Raw genomic sequence first — 24,151 nt, 5'->3', positions numbered from 1 at the left:
TCGGGTGGCGCAGTGATCGGTGTCGGACCGGCTCGACCGGCAGGGGCTGTGCCATCGTCGGGAGGGGGCGGAGTCCCCGCCGATCCGGAACCGACACCCAGGAGACGACCGCATGGCGCACGCCGCGCTGATCATCCACAGCGCACGGAAGGTCGACGCAGCCGGGACGGTGGAGGACCACTGGCTCCGCGCGCGGGACGGCGCGATCACGGCGACCGGCACCGGCACCGGCTGGCAGGCGCAGGCGGAGGGGGCGGAGCTGCACGACGCGCGGGGCCTCACCGCTGTCCCGGGCTTCCTCGACCTCCACGTGCACGGAGGGGGCGGTCACGGCTTCGACGGAGGAGCGGAGGCGATCCGCGCGGGCCTCGCGCTGCACCGCTCCCGCGGCACCACGCGCTCGCTGGTCAGCCTGGTCTCGGCGCCGCTGGAGCAGCTGGAGTCCTCTCTGGACGCGGTCTCGGCTCTCGCGGCCACCGACCCGCTCGTGCTCGGCGCGCACCTCGAGGGCCCGTTCCTCGCGCCCTCGCGCAGGGGAGCGCACGACCCCGCGGCTCTCGTGCACCCCTCCTCCGGCGCGGTCGGCCGGCTGCTGGACGCCGCCCGCGGACGCCTCGCGCAGATCACGCTCGCGCCCGAGCTGCCGGGAGCCCTCGCGGCGGTGGAGCGGCTCGCCGGCGCCGGCACGGTGGTCGCGGTGGGCCACACCGAGGCGGACGCCGACCAGGCGCGGGCCGCGTTCGACCGCGGAGCCCGGCTGGTCACGCACGCGTTCAACGCCATGCCCGGGATCGGCCACCGCTCCCCGGGCCCGATCCCGGTGGCCCTGGGAGACGAGCGGGTCGCGCTCGAGCTGATCCTCGACGGCCGGCACGTGGACGTCGAGGTGGTGCGGCTCGCGTTCGCGGCGGCTCCCGGGCGGATCGCGCTCGTCACCGACGCGATGGCGGCGGCCGGGGCGGGCGACGGAGCGCACCGCCTCGGCCCGCTCGACGTCGAGGTGCTCGGCGGAGTCGCCCGGCTCGCGGGCACCGCTGTGCTCGCCGGATCCACGCTCACGCAGGAGGAGGCCCTGCGGCGGGCCGTCGGGCCCGGCCGGCTCGGGCTGGAGGCGTCCGTCGCCGCCCTCACCGCCGTTCCCGCCCGCGTGCTCGGCCGTGGCGACCTCGGCCTGCTGGCGCCCGGGTACCGCGCCGACGTCGTCCTGCTCGACGCGTCGCTCCGCGTGCAGCGGGTCTGGGCCGAGGGGCGCCCGTTCCCCGACTCCGCGGCCGGCGCGTCGCGACCCCGGGTCAGGGCGTCGGCGTGACGGTCCAGGTCCCCTCGGTCTGGACGGCCATGACGCCGGGCAGGTCGGCCTCGAACACCTCGGAGAAGGCGACGGAGTCGCCGAACAGCTGCGGCTGATCGGAGGTCGTGAACACGCGGCCGGAGAACGAGTCGTCCGGACCCGCGGGCGTGTAGTCGACCGTCACGCGCGGGACGTCGTCGGAGAAGAACAGGACGGCCGGGCCGGTGCCGGACTGCGCCCCGCTCACCGTCGCGAGATCGTTCCAGCTCTGCAGGCCGAGCGTCCACGGCCCGTCGGCTCGGACGATCACCTGCTGCTCGACGGGGTCGTCGCGGAAGATGCCGGTCAGGAACGACCCGGTCATCGGGGCGGCGGCCTCGCCGAAGGGCGTCATCCGGCCCGCGGCGGTGACGATCGCTGTGCCGGTGCAGGCCGAGCAGTCCAGGCTCAGGACGACCGCGAACTCGCCCTGCCGCTGGAACGACACGTCGGCCGGGCCGGTGCCCGAGACGGTGGCGGGGACTCCCTCGCCGACCGGCCCGGCGTCGACGACGGTGCCGACCGGCTCGGCGGTCGCCGGTGCGGAGGGGGTCGGGCTCGGAGTGATCAGGTCGGTGATGGCGGGTCTCGGCGTCCGCGAGGCGGGCGCGGACGCCGTGGCGCCCGCCTCGGCCCCGCCGCCGACGGTGCACCCGCCCAGCAGCAGGAGCCCCGCCGCTGCCGTCGTCGCCACTGCCGCTGTCGTCCCCCGAGCCCTCATGCGTCCAGACTGCCACGGCTGGTCCGGATCGTCGTCCCCGGAGGGAGTCAGAGGAGCAGGGCGCCGAGGCCCGCGGCGGCGAGGACGACGATCCACGGGGGCACGGTCCAGCGCGTCAGCGCCACGAAGGCGCCGATCGCGAGCGCCAGAGCGCCGGTCGAGCCGATGCCCTCGGTCAGCACCGGGTCGTAGAGGGCGCCGCCGAGCAGTCCCACCACGCCGGCGTTCACGCCGGCCAGCGCCCTCTGCGCGACCGGCAGGTGCCGCAGCCGCTGCCAGAACGGGAGCACGCCGACCACGAGCAGAGCGCCCGGCAGGAAGATCGCGACCAGCGCGATCGCCGCCCCCGCGACGCCGTCCGGCGTCCCCGCGCCCACCGCGCCGAGGAACGCGGAGAAGGTGAAGAGCGGGCCCGGCACCGCCTGCGCCGCGCCGTAGCCGGCCAGGAACTCGCTCTGCCCGACCGCGCCGGCGCCGACCGTCTGCGCCTCCAGCAGAGGCAGCACGACGTGGCCGCCCCCGAACACCAGAGCGCCCGCGCGGTAGAAGACGGAGGCGAGACCCGCCGCTCCCTCGCCGGTGAGAGCGGCGAGCAGGGGGAGGCCGGCCAGGAGGAGCCCCCAGAGGGCGAGGGCCGAGACCGCGAGCGCCGTCGGGATCCGGACCGCGAAGCCCGGGCCCTCGTCCGGAGCCGCCTCCTCGCCGCGCAGCCACAGGACGCCGGCCAGGCCCGCCGCCGCGATCACCGCCACCTGCAGCGCGGGCTCCGGGGCGAGGAGCACAGCGACGGCCGCCGCGCCGGCGATCGTCGCGCGGCGGCGGTCCGGTGCGAGCGAGCGCGCCATCCCGAGCACGGCCTGCGCGACGACCGCGGCCGCCGCCGCCTGGAGGCCCAGGAGCCAGCCGGCGGAGGCGACATCGCCCGCACCGGCGACGAGCCCGGCGACGAGGACCAGGGCGATCGCCGAGGGGAGCGTGAATCCGCACCACGCGGCGACCAGTCCGGCGAGCCCCGCGCGCTGCAGGCCGACCGCCATCCCGACCTGGCTGGACGCGGGTCCGGGGAGGAACTGGCACAGCGCGACGAGGTCGGCGTACGCGCGATCGGTCAGCCAGCCGCGGCGCACCACGAACTCCTCGCGGAAGTAGCCGAGGTGCGCGATCGGCCCGCCGAACGAGGTCAGCCCGAGGCGGAGGAACACGAGGAGCACGGGGAGGGCGCCGCCCCGCTGCAGCCGACCCGTCTCCGACACGGGGGCATCCTGCCAGACGGCGGTGTCCGGCGCGCGTCGTGTCACCGGAAAAGGGACGATAAGCGGCCGGATAAGCGATTCCTGGTGCGTTCTCTTCCGGTTGATAAAGCGGTGGGTAGAAATACTGAACCCTTTCTCATCCCCTCTGTTAGCCTGTTCCGGCTTCCCTTTCCTTCTCGAGGAGAAGGTGATCCGCATCAGTAGCGCGAGCACTGCCGCGCGTTCACTGAACGCCTTCTCCTCCTCTTTCGATCGGTGTACCAGTAACGGTGACGATCGGAAAGGCTCTCTCTTCCGTGACTCCTCAGGACACTGCCGTCGGCGACTCCGCCGACTCCTCCCGCACCGGCTCCCGATCGGGCGTGAAGGCCCTCTCCGCTCTCTCCCGCCGCACGATCCTCGCCGGATCCGTCGCGGGCGCGGGCGCGATCGCCTTCGCGACGCCGGCCCTCGCGGCCGGCGACCTCACCGCGGTGCCCCGACTGCCCGGCGAGGTCTCGCGCCTGTCCACCGCCACGTCGAAGACGGGCGGGAAGCGCTACGAGATCATCGACGTCGTCGTCGCGGGGGACCGGGCGCGCCTGTTCGTGCCGCACGCGACACCTCCGTCGCAGACCAGGGGCGCATCGATGCTCTGGTACTACCACGCCCGCAACGGCACCCACACGGCGCTCTCGAGCGCCTTCGCCTACTCCGCCGACCTCGCCGTGGACCGCGGCATCGTCAGCATCTGCCCGACCTACGGCGGCAGCATCTGGTCGAGCCCGCGGGCGATCGAGATCCAGGCCGCGGTCGCCGCCTGGGCCTCGTCGGTGTGGCGGATCGACGCGAGCCTCCTGCGGTCCGACTCCGGGGGCGGGCCGCTCCTGGCCTGGGCCTACGGGAAGCGGCTGGTGCCGAACATCCGGGGAGCGTACCTCTGCAACAGCTCCTACGACATGGAGGAGCGCGCGGCGAGCGAGCCGGACAAGATCGGCCCCGAGTACGCGGACGCCGCGGCCATCACCGCCACCAACCCGGCGCGGCTACCCGCGTCGGTGTGGCGCGGTGCGCGGCTGAGGATCACCGGATCGCCCGACGACAAGGTCGTTCCGTTCGCCCTGCACGGCGCCGCCCTCCACTCCGCGGCCCTGCCCCTGGCGAAGGAGGCTACGGTCCGCACCCACCCGGGGGAGGGCACCGACGGGCACAAGGTCCCGAGCTTCACCAACAAGGAGATGCTCGACACCTTCCAGCGCTGGATCGCCGAGGGCCCCGTGCCGCAGACGGAGCCCGAGCCCGAGACGCCACCCGTGTCCACGCTGCCCGGCGCGGGCACCTACGAGAACGGCGCCGCGCAGATCGTCACCACCGGCACCTGGACGACGCTGAAGGCCACCGCGGACAGCGGCGGGAGCATCGCCTACTCGACCAGCTCCGGCGCCTCCGCGACGCTCGCCTTCACCGGCACGAGCATCGCCTGGATCAGCCGACTCACGTCGTCCTCCGGGATCAACGACGTCGAGCTCGACGGCGTGAAGGTCGCCTCCGTCGACCGCTACAGCGCGTCCAACCGCTCGAAGCAGACGGTGTGGAGCAGCGGACAGCTCGCGGCCGGGCCGCACACGCTGACGATCCGCCGGGGGAGCAGCCGCAATCCGGCCTCGACCGGCAGCAACCTGCTGCTCGACTCCTTCGTGGTCGGCGACGCGACGCCTCCGCCGGCGACGACCCTGCCCGGAGCGGGCACCTACGAGAACGGCGCCGCCCCGATCGTCACGACCGGCACGTGGTCGACGCTGAAGGCGAGCACGGACAGCGGCGGCAGCATCGCCTACTCGACCACCGCGGGCGCCTCCGCCACCCTCGCCTTCACGGGTACCAGTGTGAGCTGGATCAGCCGCCTCACCGGCTCGTCCGGCATCAACGACGTCGAGCTCGACGGAGTCAAGGTCGCGTCCGTCGACCGCTACAGCGCCGCGACGCGGTCGAAGCAGACGGTCTGGAGCAGCGGACAGCTCGCGGCCGGGCCGCACACGGTGACCATCCGCCGCGGAAGCGGCCGCAATCCCTCCTCGAGCGGCACCAACCTGATCCTCGACGCGTTCGTGGTCGGCGACGCCGCTCCGGTCCCCACGGTCACCGTGCCCACGCCGATCGCGGAGTGGTCCTTCGCCGAGAGCGCCGCCCCCTTCGCCTCGGCCGTCGCGGGCGCTCCGGCGCTCCGGCAGGGTGCGGGCTCCTCCGCCCGCGCCGTCGCCACGCCGTTCGGCACCGGAGTCGCCCTCAACGGGACGACGGACCACCTGGTCGTCCCCAAGGGCGAGGTCGGCCCGCTCAACCTGGGCGCCTCGACCGGCCAGGTGACGATCGCGGTGTGGGTGCTCAACTCCGACGCGGACGGCGCCTGCATCGCGGGCGTCTGGGAGGAGTCGACGGTCGGGCCGCTGCGCTCCTACGCGCTGTTCAACAACCTCCCCGAGTACGGCGGCTGGGAGCGCGTGTGCATGCACGTCTCGAAGCTCGGCGGGCCGACGCCCGGCTACCCGTACTCGCGCGACTACTCGGTGGAGCCCCGCCGGATCACGCGCGGCGTGTGGCAGCTGCACGTCGGGACGTACGACGGCGCAGTCGCGGTCTCGTACCTCGACGGCGCCGCCACCGCGTACCCGGTGTACACCGACAAGCTCGGCGCGACCTACGCCAAGAACCCCTACGTCTACCCCGACGGCCTCAACGCGGCTCCGGGCGACTTCGTGGTCGGAGCGGTCGGCCGGGACGGCACGATGATCAACCGCTTCGCCGGCTCCCTCGCCCGACTGCGGGTGTGGGACCGGGCGCTGACCGCGGAGCAGGTGAAGCAGCTCTACTCGGCCGAGAAGGGCGCTCTCGGGTGACGACCCGAGGGCGGTGACACGAGTCCGAGAAGCGGATGATCCGCTTCTCGGACAAGGCCGTGTGAGCAATAGCCGGTGTCCCTCTTTCGAGGATGATTTTATCGGCTGAATTCGGATCTGCGGGCGGCCGCTCCACTGCTGCTCCGCCGTTCTCCGCCGCCTGTGTCCGCTGCGCGCGATTCCGCACTCACGCGGACGTGCGCTTCCGGAGGGGCGGATCGGGAATTCATCGCCCGGCGGCCGCGCAGCCCTGTCCCGGATCTCGGAGTGCGGCCCTGCGCCAGATGCGCACCGGCGCGACCACCTCCCAGCCGAGGGTGAGGTAGAGGGCGCGGCCGTCCGTGCTGGCGACGAGGAGACCGTTCCGTGCGCCCTCGGACCGGGCCCAGGCGGTGAGGGCGTCGACGACCCGCCGTCCCAGCCCGCGTCGGCGGAACCGCGCATCGGTCTCGATCCGGTCCAGGACCGCGACCGTCCCGTGCACGGCGGCGGTGCCCTGAGCGGCGACGACTCCGTCGACCAGCAGCCGGACGCTCGCCACTCCGTCGGCGGCCTCGAGCACGGCTCCCTCGAGCAGGGCTCCCTCGGCGGTGCGGCCGGGGCCGAGGAGCGCCGCCATCAGGCTCTCGTCGCCCGCGACGAGCTCCAGCCCGGCGGCGCGCGCGAGGCGGGCGTCGTCGCCCAGGCCGATGACCGTCAGCCACTCCCGGGGACCGGCCGTCCGCTCGGCGCCCGCCTGCAGCGCGGAGGGCGACGGATCGACCAGGATCCGCTCCCGCGTGCGCGACTCCGCTCCGACATCGACCAGCCATGCTCCGTCCTCGCGGACGCGCTGCACGCCGCGTGCACGGCACCAGCCCTCGATCCAGTCGTCCACCCGCTCCGTCGTCGTGATCACGCCCCGAGAGTAGCCGCGACCGGACGGACGCGGTCGTGGAAGCGGGCTCTCCCGGCGGTGGCCGTCGTTCCCCGCCAGGACCGCCCTCGCCGCGGATCGCACCCCGCGCACCGCGATCCGCCGGGACCTCCCGTTGTCAACCTCAGTGCCACGGCGCCGTCCCCGGCCCTACCGTCGGCGCGAGACATCCGCTGCACCGCCGGGACCCTGACGGCCGTGCCGAGAGTGAGGGGCCGATCCGATGCCCAGGCAGGAGGGCGACCCGCGGAGCACCACCCGAGTGCTGCGCGAGCTGGTCGCCGCGTTCGAGGATCCCGGGGCCGTGCACCCGGCGCTGGCCCGGCAGGTGCGGAGCGCCGCCCGCGAGCTGCTCGGCGCGTCGGAGCGGGAACCGCTGCGCCTGCGCGTGCGGATGCCGACCCTGATGGTCCCGCGCTCGGTCGTGGTCGAGGTGCCCGATCCGCCCCCGGTGCCGCCCGCCGCGCTCTGACCCGACGGCGCTCGTACACTCGGACGATGCGACACGGCATCGTCATCCTCCCGCAGGACCCGTGGGCCGAGGCCCGCCGGAAGTGGCAGTCGGCCGAGGGCCTGGGCTTCGACCACGCGTGGACCTACGACCACCTCTCCTGGCGCTCCCTCGCCGACGAGCCGTGGCACGCGACCGTCCCCACCCTCACCGCTGCCGCGACGGTGACCGAGACGCTCCGCCTGGGCACGTTCGTGACCTCCCCGAACTTCCGCCACCCGGTGCCGTTCGCGAAGGAGATCGCGACCCTGGACGAGATCTCGGGCGGTCGGACGATCCTCGGGGTCGGCTCGGGCGGCACGGGCTTCGACGCCCGCGTGCTCGGGCAGCCCGAGTACTCGCCCCGGCAGCGGCACGAGCGCTTCAGCCAGTTCGTCACGGCCCTCGACGCGCTGCTGCGCTTCGAGGAGCCCGGCTCGGGCGGCGTGGACCTCGAGGGGGAGTGGTTCACCGCCCGCTCGGCGCGCATGGTGGGCGAGCCCGTGCAGCGCCCCCGCGTCCCGTTCGTCCTCGCCGCCAACGGGCCGAAGGGCCTCGCGCTCGTCGCCGAGCGCGGGCAGGGCTGGGTCACCACCGGCCCGGAGGGAGTGTCGAGCGAGGAGTGGTGGCGGGCGGTCGGGTCCCTCTCCCGGCGGCTCGACGTGGCGCTCGAGGCGGCCGGGCGCGACCCGCGCACCGTCGAGCGCCACCTCTCGCTCGACTCCGGGAGCGACTACTCCCTCGAGAGCGTCGCCCGGTTCGAGGACATGGCCGGCCGGGCGGAGGAGCTCGGCTTCACGGACGTGATCGCGCACTGGCCGCGGCGCGACGGCGTCTACGCGGGCGACGACGAGGTCCTCTACGAGGTCGCCTCGCGCTTCTGATCGGGCCTCGGGGGCTCTGGAGCGGTCCTCAGACCGCGCGGGCGCTCCCGCGGTCGACGAGACGCGCGGGCAGGAGTCGGATCGACGGCTCCTCGCCGCGGGACGGCTGCTCGATCCGCTCGACGAGCGTGTCGACCAGGTGCGCGCCGAGCTCGGCGGCGCCCGTCTCGACGTAGCTGTAGGGGAGCGAGAAGTCGCGGGCGAACTCGGCCGAGTACAGGCTCACGACGGACAGCTGCCCGGGCACGGCGACAGTGCGTCGGCCCAGGATCGCGGGAAGCATCGCGATGGTCCGGTCGCTGTGGACGACCAGCGCCGTGAGACCGGGGTGGTCGTCGAGGAACGCCGTGACCATCGGCTCGACGGCGTCGGCGGCAGTGGCGGCCGGGCGCAGCACCAGCTCGATCCCGAGCCGACCGGCGGTCTCGAGAGCCGACTCGCGGAACCGGAGCCCGTAGGTCCCTCCGCGGTCGAAGACGCGCTCAGGAGGGGTGACGAGACCGATGCTCCGATGCCCGAGGGCGCCCAGGTGCTCGATCAGCAGGCGGGCCGCGTCGCCGAAGTCGAGGTCGAAGACGTCCACCCCGGAGGCGTCCGCGGGCACGCCGAGGGCGGCACCGGGCCGCCGCGAGGCGCGCAGGACGGGCAGCCGGTCGTCGTCGTCCGCGACGCTCAGGAGGATCAGTCCGTCGACCTGCCCGGAGCCCGTGAGCCGGCGGACGGCAGCCGCCCCGTCGGCCTCGGTGGCCAGCAGCACGTCGTAGCCGAGCTCGCGGGCGCGGGCCGTGATGGGGAGGACGTACTCGACCATCGCGGGCGCGAACTCGTCCGGGTCGAAGTGGACGAGCAGGCCCAGCGCCATGGTGCGGCGCGTCGCGAGCGCCCGTGCTCCGGCGTTGACCGTGAAGTCGAGCTCGGCGATCGCGTCCTCGATGCGCTTGCGCGTCTCGGGGGAGATGCTGCGCTTGCCGGAGAGGACGTACGACACCGTGCTGCGAGAGACCCCTGCCGCTTTCGCGACGTCTCCGATCGTGGCCATCTCCACCCCCGCTCGAACCGTGTCGAGAGTGGCAGTGCGGCGCGGCGCACGCAACTCGGGCGCCGCGTCCCCGGCCCGAGGACCGGACGCTGCGGCTCCGGCGCTCTGCTCGTCCACGGCGCGCTCGTCCCCGTCGGGGAAGCTCCGGTCCCGACGACACGCCGACGCGGCCGGGCGCACGAGGTGCCCGGCCGCGTCAGGGCGTTCTCGACGGATCAGCCGCAGCGCGCCGCACCGTAGGCCGGTGCCGTGGATCCGCTCGCCGCAGCGCCGTCGACCGACCCCGCGATCCGCACGTCGAGAGCGCCGGCTCCGACGCTCGCAGCGCGGGTGCTGAAGGCGGCTGAGACCGTCTTGCCGGGAGCGACCCCGGTGAAGGTCTTCTCGCCCCAGGCCGAGCCGATCGTGACGTCAGCGGCGACCGCGCTGGTGTTGGTCGCCGTCCCCGTGATCGTGACCTTCCCCGCGGTGCAGCGCGAGGCCGCCGTGCCGCTCACCGTCAGGCCCGTGGTCCGCCCGACGAAGGGCGTGACCGAGATCCTGTCGATGTTGGGCGCGTACTGCGAGGTGAGCAGGACGCCGGGGAAGGTGTCGGAGAGGTAGGTCGTCCCGTCGAAGCCCGGGAGCTCCTTCGAGGTGATCGCGATGGTGTTCGAGCCCTTCCTGAGCGTGACCGGCACGCTCAGGTCCCACAGCTGGTTCTGGTGGAACGTGTGCGGGAAGAGCACGCGCTGCGTCACTCCGTTGACCGTGATGTCCGCGTGGCGGGCGAGCGGGTCGGGGTTGTAGTGCGTCGCGGGGGACTGCTCCTCGTTGGAGTAGCGCAGCGTGAGCGCGTACGTCCCGTCCTGCTCGGCCTTCACGTCGCCGAAGGTCAGGGTCGAGTCGCCGTCGCGTCCGCCCCCGATGTTCCCGACGGCCTTGCCGCCCGACGCGAAGGACAGGTCGCGGACCGTGGCGGGGCCGGTGATCGTGGCCGCCTCCGCCTCGTAGCTCGTCGTCGCGGGCGGGTTCGCGCTCGCTCCGATGACGATCCGATCGACGAGGAGCGTGCCACTCGTGCCGACGACCTCGATCTTGTTCACGCCGCCCGAGAGGAAGACCTGACGGGTCGAGCTCGCGCCCACCGGCCCGACCTTCACATCGTTCACGTAGAGGTCGCCGCTGCCGCCGCCCAGGGTGTCCACGGTCACGGAAGACGGCGCGTCCTTCGCGGAGTAGCCCCAGACGGTGGTGGAGGCGCCGCTGGTGAGCGTCGCCGTGCCCGAGCCGGAGACGCCGGCGCGGGAGTAGTCGGCCGTCGCTCCGTCCTCGAGCGTGCCGGTCTCGGCCTCGTGGATCGAGGTCGAGGCGGCCGGGCTGGGGAGGGAGAGCTCGATCTTGTCGACGATCGCGTCGCCCACGGTCGACTTCGTGCCGGCGAGGTTCTTCGCGGCGAGCGAGATCGTGTGGGTGCCGGCGGTCAGCGTCACCTTCGTGTCCGCGTGGTCCCAGACCACGAACTTGTAGGCCAGCGGAAGGAGGATCTCCTGCTCCGCAGAGCCGTCGACGCTCAGGAACGCGTTGATCGGACCCTGCTGGGCGTTGGCGGCGTAGGTGTTGAGGGAGTTGGCGAAGACGCTGAGGTCGTACTCGCCGTCCTTCGGGACGGTGACCGCGAAGTCGAGCTTCAGGTCGCCGCCGGTGCGGATCCCGCCGACGTTGCGTCCGCCCGAGGTGTAGAAGCCGCCGACGTTGGTCGGCGAGCCCTCGGGTCCGTTGAGATTCCGCGATCCGGTGTAGCGGGCGTCCTCGGCCTCGTACTTCTGGCGGAAGTCGACGGGCGAGGCGGACGGCGACGACGCGTTGGCGCCCGGGGTCAGGACGACCTCGTAGGCGGAGTCGACGTCGAGCGCGGGCAGGGATCCGCCGAAGTCGAGCGAGAGGGCGCCGTCCACGACGGACGCGTCGAACTCCTTCACCGTCTGCGGGGCTCCCGAGTCGCCGACCTGGCCGGTCCAGCGGATCTCGCTGACCTCCACGTGGACCTTCGAGCCGAAGGTGGCGGCCGGGATGCGCTCGAACGCGACCTTCTGCGAGCCGCCGACGCCTCCGAAGAGGGCTCTCGCCTGCTTGGCCGCGGTGTCGAGGGTCGCGACGCCCTGGAGGGTGTAGCTCTGGCCGGGCTTGGGCGGCGTGACCGCGACGGTGTCGCCGGTCATCGAGGCGTAGGCGTTGAGGAGCCACCACTGGCCGTTGGCGCGGTTGGCCTGCACCGCGGAGTCGGAGAGGTTGCCGTCGATGTTCCAGTAGGCGATGTCGCCGTCGACCTTCTTGTCCTCGAGCGCGCTGATCCACTGGACCATCTGGCCGGGCACGGAGGTGTGGTAGTTGAAGGCGTACTCGTTGAGGTTCACCGGCAGGTGCTTCCCGGCGTAGGACGTGCCCGCGTACAGCTCGTCCTCCCAGGCCCGGAAGCGGTCGACGTTGGTGCGTATCTCACCCGGGGCGCTCAGCTCGTGCCAGGTCATCACGTCGGGGACGGTGTCCTGCTCGAGCGTGTGGGTCATGAACCCGCGGACCTGGTCGTAGAGGACGCTGGTGTTCGGTCCGGCGATGCGGGCGTCGGGCATCCGGTCGCGGATCAGCGCGTAGGTGCTGTCCCAGGCCGCGAAGAACGCGGTCGGGTCCTCCAGCCAGCTCTTCCCGTCGTAGCTCCACTTCCCGTTGCCGAACATGTTGCCCTCGGGCTCGTTGAACGGCACGAACACGATGTTGTCCTGGTACTCCTCGGGGAGCGCGAGCACCTGGTCGACCTGCGTGGCGATCTTCGCCTGGTAGTCGGCCAGCTTCTCCTGGGGAGTGCTGCCCGGCCACTCGTAGGGGAAGCCGCGGTAGATGTCCGTCATGTAGATGTAGGTGTCGCCGTCCGAGGTGTCGGCGACGGCCTTCGCGACGCTCAGCGCGTCCGCGCCCGGATGCTGCGGCCCGTCCTGCGCCTTGGTCGAGACCGTGCGCAGGTCGATCCCCTCGAGGAGGTTGTCGGAGGGGAGGCCCTCGCCGTAGACCCCGTAGAGGGTGCCGGACGCGCCGCCCATGAACTCCCCGGTGCTCGTGCCGAGGTCGATGGTCATCTCGTCGAGTGCGCGCACCGTGACGGTCGCCGTGACCGCGGTGCCGAGGCCGGTGACGGTGCCCTTCACGGTGAAGGTGCCGCGCTTCGCGTACGCGGAGGCGGGGACGCTCTCCCAGGTGACCGGGGCGTCGCGGTTCACGCCGTCGGAGTAGGTGGCGGGGACCCCCGGCAGGGCCGGCGCGACGCCGATGCCGGTGGTGACCGCGACGCTCGTCGAGAGAACACCGGTGACGGCCGGCGCGGCGTCCCCCGCCAGACCCCGGACCTGAGCGGCGGTCAGAGCCCGGTCGTAGACGCGGAAGTCGTCGATCGCTCCGTCGAAGTAGGGGTGCACGTTCCAGAGCGCCCGGCCGATGTTGCCGCTCTTGGAGGCGGAGGCGGAGTAGAGCTGCTTCGCGAGGTCGACGGAGGCGGGAGCCGTCGCGACCTGCAGACCGTTGAGGTACAGGGTCACGGTCGTGCCGTCCATCGTCGCGGTGACGTTGACCCACTGGTCCTTCTGCAGCGGCGAGGAGCTGGAGACTCCGGTCTCGCCGCCGTCCTTCAGCTGCTTGATGATCGCGCGGGCGCTGCCGCCGTCGAACGACGGAGCGAAGGCAGACGCGGCGTCGGGGCTGATGCCCAGGCACCACAGCCACTGGAAGCCTCCGGTGCCGGACCACTTCGTCCAGGCGGAGACGGTGGTCTGCGTCACGCCCTGGAAGAGCCCGTTCGGCACGGTCAGGTAGGGCGCGGAGGTCGAGTCCGCCGCGCCCCCGGGAAGGTCGATCGCGGTCGTACCGGCCTTCCGACCCGCGACGTACGTCGCTCTCGCGCTGTTGACGACGGTGCCGTCGAGCTTCTTCGACGAGAGGTCGGCGACCGTGGATCCGGACACCTGCCCCTGCTCGAAGTCGTACTGGAGGATGAGCGCGTCTGCGGGGACGGTGGTGTCGGCCGCCGAGGCGGACTCGGCGCTCGGGAGAGCGACGGCGAGGGCGGCGAGTGTCGCGGCACTCAGCGCGAGGGCGAGGGAGCGGGTGCCGCGCCTCGGGGAGGACATCGTTGTCACGCTGGTCACTTTCTGTGGGGACAGCCGGCCGGACGACGCCGGGCGTCGGTCCGGGGACGGAGCAACAGTGCTTCGAACCGGTTCGACAAAACTAGGTTCCGCGCCTGCGACACGCAAGAGGACCTGAGAAGTTCCTCGTCCGGCTCGCAGGTGCCGGCGGTCGCTCCGGGCTCTCGACGGGACCCGTCCGCCCGCGGGAGCGGCCGTCGCCGCGACGCTCGACGGTGGGCGAACGGGTTCGAGGGGGCGCATCGCCGGGGGAGTGCTGCTGATCGGGATGCTCGCCGGATGCACGGCGGGCCCCTCCGCTCCCGTCGACGACCGGATCATCGTCGCCGCGGAGACCGGCGACCGGCCCGCAGGAGGACGTCCTGGACGCGGTCGAGCGGAGCCGCCCGGACTGGCTGAGCCCGGACGGCGTCCTTCCGCGGCGACCCGCGGGACCGCGGCGGCCTGTGCCGCGTGCGGGAGGATGAGGGCATGACGCTCCCTCGGCCGACGCTCCTCTCCCTGCCGCTCCAGGACCGGCTGGCCCGGTGGTTCGACGGGGAGGCGCCGCCGGCCCCCTCGCTGAGCTGGGCCCTGTTCGACCGCAGCGGGCTGCTCGTCCACCACGGCCGCGGCGAGCACCGCCTCGACGGCGCCGCTCCCGGGCCCGGGACCGTGCACCGCATCGCCTCCATGTCGAAGAGCTTCGAGGCGGCGGCGGTGCTGATCCTGCGCGACCGCGGGCTGCTCCGCCTCGACGACCGCGTCGCCGACCACGTGCCGGAGTTCACCGACCCGCTCGACTCCGCGGGCCGGCCGCTGCCCGTGACGGTCAGGATGCTCCTCAGCAACTGCTCGGGGCTCCCGGAGGACAACGGCTGGGCCGACGACGTCATGGCTCTGACGCGGGAGGAGTTCCTCGAGGTCGTCGGCCGCGGGCTGACCTTCACGGAGCGGCCGGGTGAGGTCTACCAGTACTCCAACATCGGCTTCTGGCTGCTCGGCGTGCTCGTCGAGAACGTGACCGGGGAGGACTTCCCGTCCTTCGCGACGCGGACGATCCTCGAGCCGCTCGGCCTCCACGACACCCGCTACGACAGCGGCGACTACCCCGACGGCACCGACCTCGCGGCCGGCTTCAGCACCTTCGACGACGGAGCGACCTGGGTGCCCCGCCCCGTCACCGGCACCGGAGCGGGCGCCTGCGCCGCGAGCATGTTCAGCACGGTCGGCGACATCGCCCGCTGGAGCGGCTGGCTCTCCTCCGCGTTCGAGGGCGAGGACGGCGCGGACGACGACCCGGTGCTGAGCCGCGCCTCCCGCCGCGAGATGCAGCGCGGCTGGACGCCGGTCCCCGCGCTGAGCCCTCGCGCCGTCGAGAGCACGCTCGACGGCTCCGCCTACGGTTTCGGCCTCGTCGTCGAGCACGACGTCCGCTTCGGCGGGATCGCCCACCACTCCGGCGGCCTGCCGGGCTGGTCGTCGAACATGCGCTGGCATCTGGAGTCGGGCCTGGGGGCCGTGGTCTTCGCGACCGCGAACGGGGCGAAGCTCGCCGCCGCCGCGACGGGACTGCTCCGCGCCGCCCTCGAGGACACCGCTCAGCCGGCGCGGACCATCACCCTCCTCCCGTCGACGCTCGCCGCGGCCGCCGCCGTCGAGGCCGCGATCGTCGCGGGAGACCTCGCCCGGGCGGGGGAGCCGGGCAGCGGCGCCCTGTTCAGCCCCAACCTGCTGAGCGATGTGCCGGCCGACGTGCGCGCCCGCCGCCTCGCCACGGCGATCGCGGAGATCGGCGGGCTCGCCGAGGACCCGACCGCGAGGCCGCTGGTGGAGCGGCTGCTCTGGAGCGCCTCCGCGGCGCAGGCGGCCTTCCTCCTGCCGGGCCGCGACGGAGAGCTCGAGTGCCGGCTCGAGACCACGCCGACCGTCCCGGCCCTGATCCAGCGCCTCGAGATCGTCGTGCGCGAGGCTCCGACGGCTGCCCTCCCGGTCGTGCGCTTCTACCGCCCTCGGGCCGGCTAGCGGTCGAAGACGAGGCGCGGACGCGGCGGACCTCGACGCTCCCGCATCGAGAACGGCGGGCGGCCCGCGAGGGACCGCCCGCCGTCACGCTCCCGCGGTCAGCGGATCGTCGTGCTCGCCGTGTCCGCGTTGCTGCGGATGGACGGGTCGGGCGTCTTCGTCGAGAACGCCGCCGCCAGCGCGGTCGCCGTGCCCGAGACGGCCGCCCTCACCGTGATCTTCTCCGACACGGTCCGCCCGTCCGCCAGGCCGGCCCGCTGGAACACCACGACGTTCCCGACCCTGGTGTACGAGCCTGTCGCCGAGACGAACTGCACACCCGCGGGCAGGACGACCTGCGAGAAGACCGACCCAGACGCAGCCGGACCGGCGTTCGTCGTGATGAGGGTGTAGGTGAGCGTCCTCCCCTTCACCGCCGAGGCCGGGCCGGAGAGGTCGACGCGCAGATCGGCCTTCGTCGCGACCTGCTTCGGCGAGACCGTCAGCGTGCTCGTCGCCCGAGCCGTGCCCGCCGAGTTCGCGGCCTGGATGCTGAAGGTGGTGGTCCCGGCCGTGGTCGGCGTCCCGGAGAGGCGTCCGGTCGCGTCGAGGGTGAGTCCGGCGGGCAGTGCGCCGGAGACCAGGGAGACCGACGGAGCGGGCGTGCCGCTCACCGCGTAGCGGAAGTCGTAGGCCGAGCCGACGACGCCGGCCGCGACCGTCCCGGAGAGGGTCGGCGCGACCGTCGGCGACGAGACGGTGACGGTGCTGGTGGTCTCCGCGGAGGCGGTGCCGGCGCGGGCCGCCAGCGTGAACGTGAAGGTGCCCGGCGCGGACGGAGTCCCGGTCAGGCGCCCGGCCGGAGTCAGGGTGAGGCCGGACGGGAGCGCACCGGAGGAGACGGCCACCGACGGCGCGGGGAAGCCCGAGACGGTGTAGCCGAAGTCGTAGGGGGTGCCGACGACGCCCGGCCCGGGGGTGCCGGAGATCGCCGGTGCAGCGGCGGCGGGGGAGACGACGACGGTGCTGGTGGTCTCCGCGCTCCCCGCAGCGTTCGAGGCCCGCAGGGTGAAGGTGGAGCGTCCGTCGGCGGTCGGCGTCCCGGTCAGGCCGCCACGATCATCGAGGCTCAGGCCGGCGGGGAGCGTTCCGGAGACGAGCGAGACCGTCGGCGCCGGTGTGCCCGTCACGCTGTAGTCGAAGTCGTACGGGGTGCCCACCGTCGCGGCGGGCGGGTCGCCGGCCAGGGTCGGCGAGACCGTCGTCTCCGCCACGGCGAACGTGTGCGGGGCCCCGACGGTGGCGCCGAAGGGGTTCCGCGCGGAGACGGCGAAGGTGGACGTGCCCGCGGTCGTCGGCGTGCCGGAGAGGAGCCCGGACGCGCTGAGGGTCAGGCCGTCGGGGAGGGAGCCGGAGGCGATCGCGAACGAGGCGGGGCGGTCGGCCGCGAAGGTGTACGAGGCCGCCGCTCCGAGCGACCCGGACGCGGGAGGAGCGTCCGCCGTCAGGACGGGACGCGGGCCCCGGGCGAGCACGTGATCGGGTCCGGCGGCGAGAGCCGTCGTGCCGGCGAGGCCGGCGGGTGACTGCAGCTGCCCGGCCGAGCTCCGGCCCCAGCCGACGATCGTGCCGTCGCCCTTCAGCGCGAGGCTGTAGTCGGACGCGGCGGCGATCGCCACGACCCCGGACAGGCCTTCCGGCACCGTGGTCTGGCCGTAGTCGACGACGACCGAGTCGGAGCTCGCGCCCCAGGCGACGACGGTGCCGTCCTCCTTCAGCGCGAGGCTGTGGGTCTCTCCCGCCGCGACGGCCACCACGCCCTCGAGCCCCGCGGGGACGTCGGTCTGCCCGTAGAGGTCCCAGCCCCAGGCGACCACCCTCCCGCCGGACACGGCGAGGCTGTGGCGCCGGCCCGCGGCGATGGCCGTGACGCCTCCGAGGCCGGCCGGGACCAGGCCCTCGCCCAGCCCGTTGCTGCCCCACGACGTGACGGTGCCGTCGTTGCCGAGCGCGAGGCTGTTGTCGCGGGAGGACGAGATCGCGACGATCCCGGTCAGCGCGGCACTCCTCGACACCTGCCCGTCGCCGTCGTAGCCCCAGGAGACGACGGTCCCGTCGCTCTTCAGCGCATGGCTGCTGTAGTCGCCGGCGGAGACCGCGACGACCCCCGTGAGACCGTCGGGGACGCTGGTCTGCCCGTACGACCCGCGGCCCCAGGCGACGACCCCGCCGTCGCCGTTCGCGGCGAGGCTGTGGGTCCGGCCCGCGGCGAGGGAGAGCACGCCCTCGACCCCGGCCGGGATCGTGGTCTTCCCATCGGTGCCGCTTCCCCAGGCCGCCACCCCGAGGACCGGGGCGGACGGAGCGGCGACCGCCGCGAGAGGAACGGCGGTGCCGACGAGGAGCGCGACGGCCGCGGTCAGCCCGAGAAGGCCCCGCCGGAGCCGCCGCGCCGCTCCTGGATCCCGCGGCTGCGGCGTGCCGTCCTCGACGGCGGGCGGACGAGGGACGGTGCTGGAGCGCATGTGCTGCCTTCGATCGGGACGGCACCCATCGGCCGTCCTCGAACCGTGGCACGGCCGTCCCGCCGCTGACAATGTCCTCTAGCGGCCCTGTCCGGAAGAGGGCGCCGCGGAGCTGCGCGGAGGGGACGTAGGCCCGGTCTCACTGCGGCCGAGCGCTCCCACCGCGGGCCCGTGACGGTCAGCGCATCCCGAGGGACGCCGTCGCGTCCTGACCGCTCAGCGGGGTCGGAACGGGGACCCCGACTCTCCCGCGTACGGGGCGTCCGCCTGGTCGAAGTCCCAGCGGCCCGCGGTGGACGGGCGGACGACGGGGGTCTTCGTCGGGGTCGGCGTCGCCGACGGCGCCGGCGCGGCGGCCAGCCCGGCGTGCCAGCGGAAGATCGCGTCGATGCCGTCCTGGTTCACCCACGACGGTGCGTTGTGGCCGAGCGCGTGCGTCCGGACGGTCGCCTCCCTGGCCGTGGCCGTCGCCTTCTTCACGAGGGCGAGCCCGTGCAGTGCCGGCGGCACGCTCGGGTCCGGGTGGGCCGTGTCGGACACCACCGCGCGGATGTTCGCGCCGGCCCAGGCGGAGGCGGCCAGCCGCTTCGGGTTGTGGGAGTCGATCTGAGCGGTGCTGCCGCCGAAGGCACCGCCGATCGAGAAGCGGCCCCGCGTCGTGCGGTCGTGGGTGTCGCGGAGGTCGTACACGCCGTTGACCAGGTAGACGCCGTTGATGCCGGGGAAGACCCGCGCGCCGTAGTCCTCGCAGGCGAGCGCACCGCCGGCCGACATCGCCCAGAGGTAGCTCGCGGCGATCGGGAACTGGCCGGAGAGGTAGGCGTAGCCGTTCCGCTGGTGCTTCTGCGCGGTGTCGTTGGTCCAGATCGTTCCGCCGAGCGTCTGGCAGATCGCGATGGCGCCCCGCTCGACGGCGAGCTCGGCCGGGTACGCGAAGACGCTGGACAGCGAGGTGTGGTCGGCCTGCGCGGAGTGGATGAACCAGATCACCGGTACCGCCGCGGCCTGCCGCGGCTTCACCGTCTGCGGCACGAAGATCCGCGCGAGGTCGCCCGCGATCGAGACCGTGAGGACGTCGTAGAGCACGCCGCGGTTCTTCGTCCTCACGTTGATCGTGCGGGTCCTCTCCCCGGGCAGGCCGGGCACGGGGGAGGCGGAGGCGGAGGCGGAGGCGGCCGGGAGCGTCGCCGCGCCCAGAGCGAGAGCACCCGTGAGGGCGCCGCCGATGACGGCGCGCCGCCGGAGGCCGGGAGTTCGAGAGGGGGGTCCTGCGGAATCGTCGGGGGACACGGGAGCTCCTCGTGCAGGGACCGCGGGCCGACGAGGTCGGCGGAGCGGTCCGGGTCGGCGGGGGGTGTGCCTGCAACGCTAGCCGGAGGACCGGCCGGACGACCCGTCGATGCGCGCCAGTCGCGAGACGGCGGAGGGACGACGCCGCAGGGGCGGAACGATCCACGGCTCGGCGACCGCATCGCCGGCGGATCGAGGCGCTCCGGAAGCGAAGGAGAGGCCCGTTCCTGATCGCCCGCGCCACCGGTTCCAACCCTTTCGCTCCGTTCGGGAGCACTTCCCCGCACCGGTCCGGCCCCCCGGTGTGAAGGCTCCCGGCTTCCTCGCGCTCGCCAGCGGTCCGGAACGACCACGCCGTCCGAGCCGTCCTCCCGCCGACCCGCCCGCGGATCACTCCAGCACAGGCCCCAGCTCCGCCAGGACCTCCGCGACCCGGACCCGCGCCGTCGCATCGAGCCCGCGGACCGGACGCGGCAGGCAGCGCGCCTCGGCGAGACCGAGCTGCTCCGCCATCGCCGCGATCACGCGGTAGCTGCCGCCGTGCTCCGCGAAGAGGTCCCAGATGGGCTGCAGGCGCGCCGATCCCGCGATCGCCGCGGCTTCGTCGCCCGACTGCGCCGCCCGGGCGATCGACAGCGCCGTCCGCGGCAAGAGGCCGCCGACCACCGAGTACCAGACGTCGCAGCCGCCGAGCAGCCCGCGCGCGCCGGCGGCGTCCCCCGAGACCCCGACAGTGACCCCCTCCGGCACCCGCGCCCGGATCTCGCGGACACGGGCCGCAGCCGCACCCGGCTCCCCCGGCACGCCGGGGATCTTGAGGGAGGCGACCTGCGGCAGCCGGGCGACGGCCCCGTAGAGGTCGTCGGAGAACGAGAAGCGCGTGGTCCCGGGGTTGTCGTACACGACCAGCGGCACCGAGAGCTGAGCCGTCACGTCCTCGTAGAGCCCGAGCACGTCCTCGTCCGTCAGCGGCTGGTAGCTGAGCGGCGCCAGGAGCACCGCGCTCGCCCCGGCGCTCTGCGCGTCCTCGGCGAGCGCCAGCACGTCCGAGGTGCGCAGCGCTCCGATCCCGACCACGACCGGCACCGGGCCGGCGCAGCTCACAGCGATCTCGGCGGCCCGGCGGCGCTCGCCGCGGTCCAGGTACGGAGCCGAGCCGGTCGAGCCCAGAGCGCCGATCGAGTCGACTCCCGCCCGCGCGAGCCGCTCGACGAGAGCGGCGAACGACGGCTCGTCGATGCTGTCGTCGCGCAGCGGTGTGAGGGGGAAGGCGCTGAGTCCGGTGAGCACGTCGGTCCGTTCGCTGGGGGCGGGAGGGGTCCGGCCAGTCTCCCCGGAGGCGGGGGCCCGGTCGAGGCCGGAACCACCGGGGGCCGGGGGACCAGCCGTCACTGCGCGTCGAGCACCACTCGGGAGTGGAGTCCGAGCCGGTCGAGGAACGCCTCGTCGTGGCTGACGACGACCAGGCCGCCCCGCCAGGCGGCGAGCACCTCGACGAGGTGGTCGGTCGTGACGAGATCGAGGTCGTTCGTCGGCTCGTCGAGCACGAGCAGCTGCGGAGCCGGCTGCGCCAGCACGAGCCCGGCGAGCGCGACGCGGAACCGCTCGCCGCCCGAGAGCGACGCGATCCTCCGATCGACCACGTCGCCGCGCACCAGGAGCCGCGCGAGGGCGTTCCGCAGCTCGACCGCCGGACGATCCGGCGCGGCCCGGGAGACGTGCTCCCGCACGGTGGCCTCCTCGTCGAGGAGTCCCTCGCGGCGCTGGGGGAGCCAGCCGACCCGCTCCGTCAGCGCTCGGGCCGTGGTGCCGGCGAGCGGATGCTCCCGCGCACCCGTCGCCCCGACGAGGTGCTCGAGCAGGGTGGTCTTCCCCGTCCCGTTCGCGCCGACCACGGCGATCCGCTCCGGCCCCTGGAGCACCGTCGTCCGGCCGCGCACCGTCAGCTCCGCCAGACGGCGCCCGGCCGCGACCCCGGGGTCCGGCAGGTCGAGGCGGACCCGGTCGTCGTCGCGCACTGCCCGCGACGCGGCGTCGACCTGCTCGCGCGCCCGCGCCTCCGCGGCCCCGTGCCCGGAGCGCAGCCGTCCCGCGGTCGCCTCGGCTCGTCCTCTCCGCGCGTTCGCGAGGATCGCGGGCATCGACTCCGCCGATCGCGCCCCCGCCCGCGCCCGGCGGGCGATGGTCGTCTCGGCCTCGATGCGCTGCCGCCGCTCGGCGCGGAGAAGCCGGTCGGCGTCGCGCAGATCGCGCTCCGCGGCCGCCTGCTCGAGGGCGAGCCGCTCCTCGAACGCCGAGAACGTCCCGCCCGAGGTGCGGACCGCCCCGTCGCGCAGCTCCGCGATCTCGTCGACGTGCTCGAGCAGTTCCCGGTCGTGGCTGACGAGCACGAGCGTCCCGCGCCACCGGTCGACCAGGTCGAGCAGAAGCCCTCGGGAGCGCCGGTCGAGGTCGTTCGTCGGCTCGTCGAGCACGGCGATCGGCCGGCCGCGCAGCCGGACGCCGGTCACGGCCGTGAGGACGGCCTGCCCTCCGGAGAGGGTCGCGACCGGCCGCAGCAGGTCCGCCTCCTCCAGGTCGAGACCGGCGTCGCCGAGTGCGGCGAGCGCCCGGGCCTCGAGGTCCCAGTCGTCCGCGAGCACCTCGAAGTGCCTCGGATCCGCGTCGCCGCGGAGGATCGCGTGCAGAGCGTCCAGGCGCTGCCGGATCCCGAGGAGATCGGCGACGGTGTCGTCGGGCCCTCGCCGGAGGCGCTGGGGCAGCAGGTCGACGGGTCCCGTCGTCGAGACGCTCCCGGCGGTGGGGGAGAGGCCGCCGGTGACGAGGCGGACGAGGGTCGACTTGCCGGCGCCGTTCGCGCCGACGAGACCGGTGCGCCCGCGTCCGAACGCAGCGGTGACGCGGTCGAGGACGACGGAGCCGTCGGGCCAGGCGAACGTGCAGTCGTGGAGGACGACGGCGGGCGGGGTGGTGCGGGAAGAGGAGGGCACGGTGCTCCAGTGGTCGGTGTCGGCGCACGACGACCACCGGACTCCGAAGGAGCAACGGCTCGCCCCTGAGGGGCGGGCACGGGGGACGTCAGTGCGAGAGCAGCTGCTGCGTCGTGGACGCAGTACCGGTGCTGGAGCGCAAGAGTCCGTCTTCCGTGCGGTGGGCCCCCGTGACCGCGAGCCGCTGGATCGGCCGGTGTGGCGGCCGCACCGACGTCGCGGCTCGCGACGAGGTACGGGTCGACCGTACGTGCCCGTCGGACCCGCGCGCAACCGTGACCGACTGCTCGTCCGCGGCCTGCGTCCGTCGGCGCCGTCGCGCGGCTCGCGACGGACGGCTCTCCACCCACGGCGGGACGGCCGGACCGCCCTGGTATGCACGCTGCTGCCCACCGGTCGAGGGGGTCGCCGGCGGGCCCTCCCGTCGCCGGGCCCTCACTACGCTGAGCCCATGGTGACCATTCGCGACGTCGCGGCCGATGCGGGGGTGGCCCGCAGCACGGTGTCCTACGTGCTCTCCGGCAACAAGAAGCTCCCGGAGGCGACCCGCCTGCGCGTGCTCGCGAGCGTGGAGCGGCTCGGCTACCGGCCCGACCCGATGGCGCGGGCCCTGGCGCTGCGGCGCACGAACATCCTCGGCTTCTTCGCCTCCGTCGATCCGGAGTCGCGGCAGACCGATGTCGACGTCTTCATGCGCTTCGTGCGGGCGGCGATGTACGCGGCCCGCGCCCGCGGCTTCGACCTGCTGATGATGGGCACGGGCGAGGGGGAGCTCGCGCGCGACGTCCTCGCCGACGCGCTCGTCGTGATGGACATCCGCCGGGACGACCCCCGGCTGCCGGTCCTCGCGAGCATCGGCCTGCCGACCGCGCTGGTCGGCTACCCGGGCGAGGGCAGCCCGTTCAGCGCGATCGACCTCGACTTCGACGGCGCGGCGCGGGTCGCCGTCGACCACCTCGCCGACCTCGGGCACGTCGAGATCGCGGTCCTCGGGATGGGCCCCGACGCCTACGAGAGCGGCTACGCCTTCGCCCTGCGGTTCCGCGAGGGCTTCCTCGACCAGTGCCGCCTGCGCGGCGTCCGAGGCGCCGTCATCCCCAGCACCGACGACGTCGACGACTGGTTCGAGCAGGCGCAGGAGCAGCTCCCCGGCCTGAGCGCCGTGGTCACTCACGGGCCGGGCGTGCTCGAGCCGTTCCTGCAGCGCCTCAGCGGCCTGGGCCTGCGCGTCCCGGAGGACTGCTCGATCATGACCATCGCCCCGGAGGCGGTGATGCGGCACGCCGACCAGCCGGTCACCGTGGTGGACCTGCCCGGCGACGAGATGGTCTCGCGGGCGGTCGACCTGGTGCTCGACGAGCTCGCCGGCACCGCGACTCCGGGAGTGACGGAGCTGCTGCCCGCGGTGGTCGTGGACCTCGGCACCACCGCGCCCTTCTCGCCGGGCACCAGCCGGGGCGTCGTCCCCTCGTGGCGGCGGGCGCGCGGCTGACGTCGACCGGGTCGCCGGGGGCGTTCCCCGGGCGATCGGTGAACCGGTTCTCCGAAATCTATTGAACCGGTTCTCCGACTCGGTTAGGCTCGCCACGACTTCCGGACGGACCGCCTCAGCGGGCGCCCCCGGAGGGTCTTCCCGGCGCGAGCGCTCCGCTCGTCCCGACCGTATTCAGAGAGGAATA

15 protein-coding genes are annotated in these 24,151 nt (G+C 74.0%); 6 read left to right on the top strand and 9 right to left on the bottom strand.

The window, feature by feature from the left end; translation table 11 throughout:
* Positions 1-112: 112 nt before the first annotated feature.
* Complete coding sequence (locus GSU40_RS08050) at positions 113-1,309, top strand: amidohydrolase family protein (RefSeq protein ID WP_160034376.1); 1,197 nt, start codon at positions 113-115, stop codon at positions 1,307-1,309.
* On the opposite strand, the gene GSU40_RS08045 is transcribed toward GSU40_RS08050, so the two are convergent.
* Both GSU40_RS08045 and chrA read right to left on the bottom strand, forming a co-directional pair.
* Positions 1,293-2,024 (bottom strand): hypothetical protein, encoded by a 732-nt coding sequence (locus GSU40_RS08045; protein WP_160034374.1) that lies wholly within the window; start codon positions 2,022-2,024, stop codon positions 1,293-1,295. The genes GSU40_RS08050 and GSU40_RS08045 overlap by 17 nt on opposite strands.
* A gap of 74 nt (positions 2,025-2,098) precedes the next feature.
* A complete protein-coding gene (gene chrA, locus GSU40_RS08040; protein WP_244229631.1) occupies positions 2,099-3,304 on the bottom strand; it encodes a chromate efflux transporter in 1,206 nt (401 codons plus the stop codon).
* Positions 3,305-3,600: 296 nt separating this feature from the next.
* On the opposite strand from chrA, the gene GSU40_RS08035 reads away from it, so the two are divergent.
* A complete protein-coding gene (locus GSU40_RS08035; RefSeq protein ID WP_160034372.1) occupies positions 3,601-6,180 on the top strand; it encodes a LamG-like jellyroll fold domain-containing protein in 2,580 nt (859 codons plus the stop codon).
* 226 nt (positions 6,181-6,406) lie between these two features.
* On the opposite strand, the gene GSU40_RS16925 is transcribed toward GSU40_RS08035, so the two are convergent.
* On the bottom strand, positions 6,407-7,078 hold the full coding sequence (locus GSU40_RS16925; protein ID WP_208543371.1) for a GNAT family N-acetyltransferase: 672 nt from the start codon (positions 7,076-7,078) through the stop codon (positions 6,407-6,409).
* A gap of 241 nt (positions 7,079-7,319) precedes the next feature.
* Here GSU40_RS16925 and GSU40_RS08025 point away from each other — a divergent pair, with 241 nt between their 5' ends.
* Entirely contained in the window at positions 7,320-7,568 is a 249-nt protein-coding gene (locus tag GSU40_RS08025; RefSeq protein ID WP_160034370.1) for a hypothetical protein, read from the top strand.
* Positions 7,569-7,594: 26 nt separating this feature from the next.
* Positions 7,595-8,470, top strand: coding sequence for an LLM class flavin-dependent oxidoreductase (locus GSU40_RS08020; protein WP_160034368.1), 876 nt, complete (start codon positions 7,595-7,597; stop codon positions 8,468-8,470).
* A 28-nt stretch (positions 8,471-8,498) separates the two neighbouring features.
* Here the strand turns inward: GSU40_RS08020 and GSU40_RS08015 are convergent, their stop codons facing one another.
* Together GSU40_RS08015 and GSU40_RS08010 are read right to left on the bottom strand one after the other, a co-directional pair.
* Positions 8,499-9,509: a LacI family DNA-binding transcriptional regulator gene (locus tag GSU40_RS08015; protein ID WP_160034366.1), complete on the bottom strand. Its 1,011-nt coding sequence runs from the start codon at positions 9,507-9,509 to the stop codon at positions 8,499-8,501.
* Positions 9,510-9,724: 215 nt separating this feature from the next.
* On the bottom strand, positions 9,725-13,666 hold the full coding sequence (locus GSU40_RS08010) for a LamG-like jellyroll fold domain-containing protein (RefSeq protein WP_160034364.1): 3,942 nt from the start codon (positions 13,664-13,666) through the stop codon (positions 9,725-9,727).
* A 489-nt stretch (positions 13,667-14,155) separates the two neighbouring features.
* Here GSU40_RS08010 and GSU40_RS08005 point away from each other — a divergent pair, with 489 nt between their 5' ends.
* Positions 14,156-15,688, top strand: coding sequence for a serine hydrolase domain-containing protein (locus GSU40_RS08005; protein WP_160034362.1), 1,533 nt, complete (start codon positions 14,156-14,158; stop codon positions 15,686-15,688).
* 98 nt (positions 15,689-15,786) lie between these two features.
* On the opposite strand, the gene GSU40_RS08000 is transcribed toward GSU40_RS08005, so the two are convergent.
* The 4 genes from GSU40_RS08000 to GSU40_RS07985 all read right to left on the bottom strand — a co-directional run bounded on the left by GSU40_RS08000 (position 15,787) and on the right by GSU40_RS07985 (position 22,472).
* On the bottom strand, positions 15,787-18,192 hold the full coding sequence (locus tag GSU40_RS08000; RefSeq protein WP_160034360.1) for a putative Ig domain-containing protein: 2,406 nt from the start codon (positions 18,190-18,192) through the stop codon (positions 15,787-15,789).
* A 216-nt stretch (positions 18,193-18,408) separates the two neighbouring features.
* A complete protein-coding gene (locus GSU40_RS07995; RefSeq protein WP_160034358.1) occupies positions 18,409-19,482 on the bottom strand; it encodes a hypothetical protein in 1,074 nt (357 codons plus the stop codon).
* Between the two features lie 390 nt (positions 19,483-19,872).
* Positions 19,873-20,772, bottom strand: a complete 900-nt coding sequence (locus tag GSU40_RS07990) for a dihydrodipicolinate synthase family protein (protein ID WP_160034356.1) — start codon at positions 20,770-20,772, stop codon at positions 19,873-19,875.
* Positions 20,773-20,870: 98 nt separating this feature from the next.
* Entirely contained in the window at positions 20,871-22,472 is a 1,602-nt protein-coding gene (locus tag GSU40_RS07985; protein ID WP_160034354.1) for an ATP-binding cassette domain-containing protein, read from the bottom strand.
* Between the two features lie 451 nt (positions 22,473-22,923).
* Between GSU40_RS07985 and GSU40_RS07980 the strand changes: the two genes are divergently transcribed.
* Positions 22,924-23,964 (top strand): LacI family DNA-binding transcriptional regulator, encoded by a 1,041-nt coding sequence (locus GSU40_RS07980; RefSeq protein ID WP_104222050.1) that lies wholly within the window; start codon positions 22,924-22,926, stop codon positions 23,962-23,964.
* Positions 23,965-24,151 lie beyond the last annotated feature (187 nt).

Source organism: Rathayibacter sp. VKM Ac-2805 (assembly GCF_009834265.1).
Lineage (GTDB): Bacteria > Actinomycetota > Actinomycetes > Actinomycetales > Microbacteriaceae > Rathayibacter.
The sequence above is the reverse complement of the archived record's forward strand: the minus strand, read 5'-3'. Positions and strand labels throughout refer to the sequence as shown.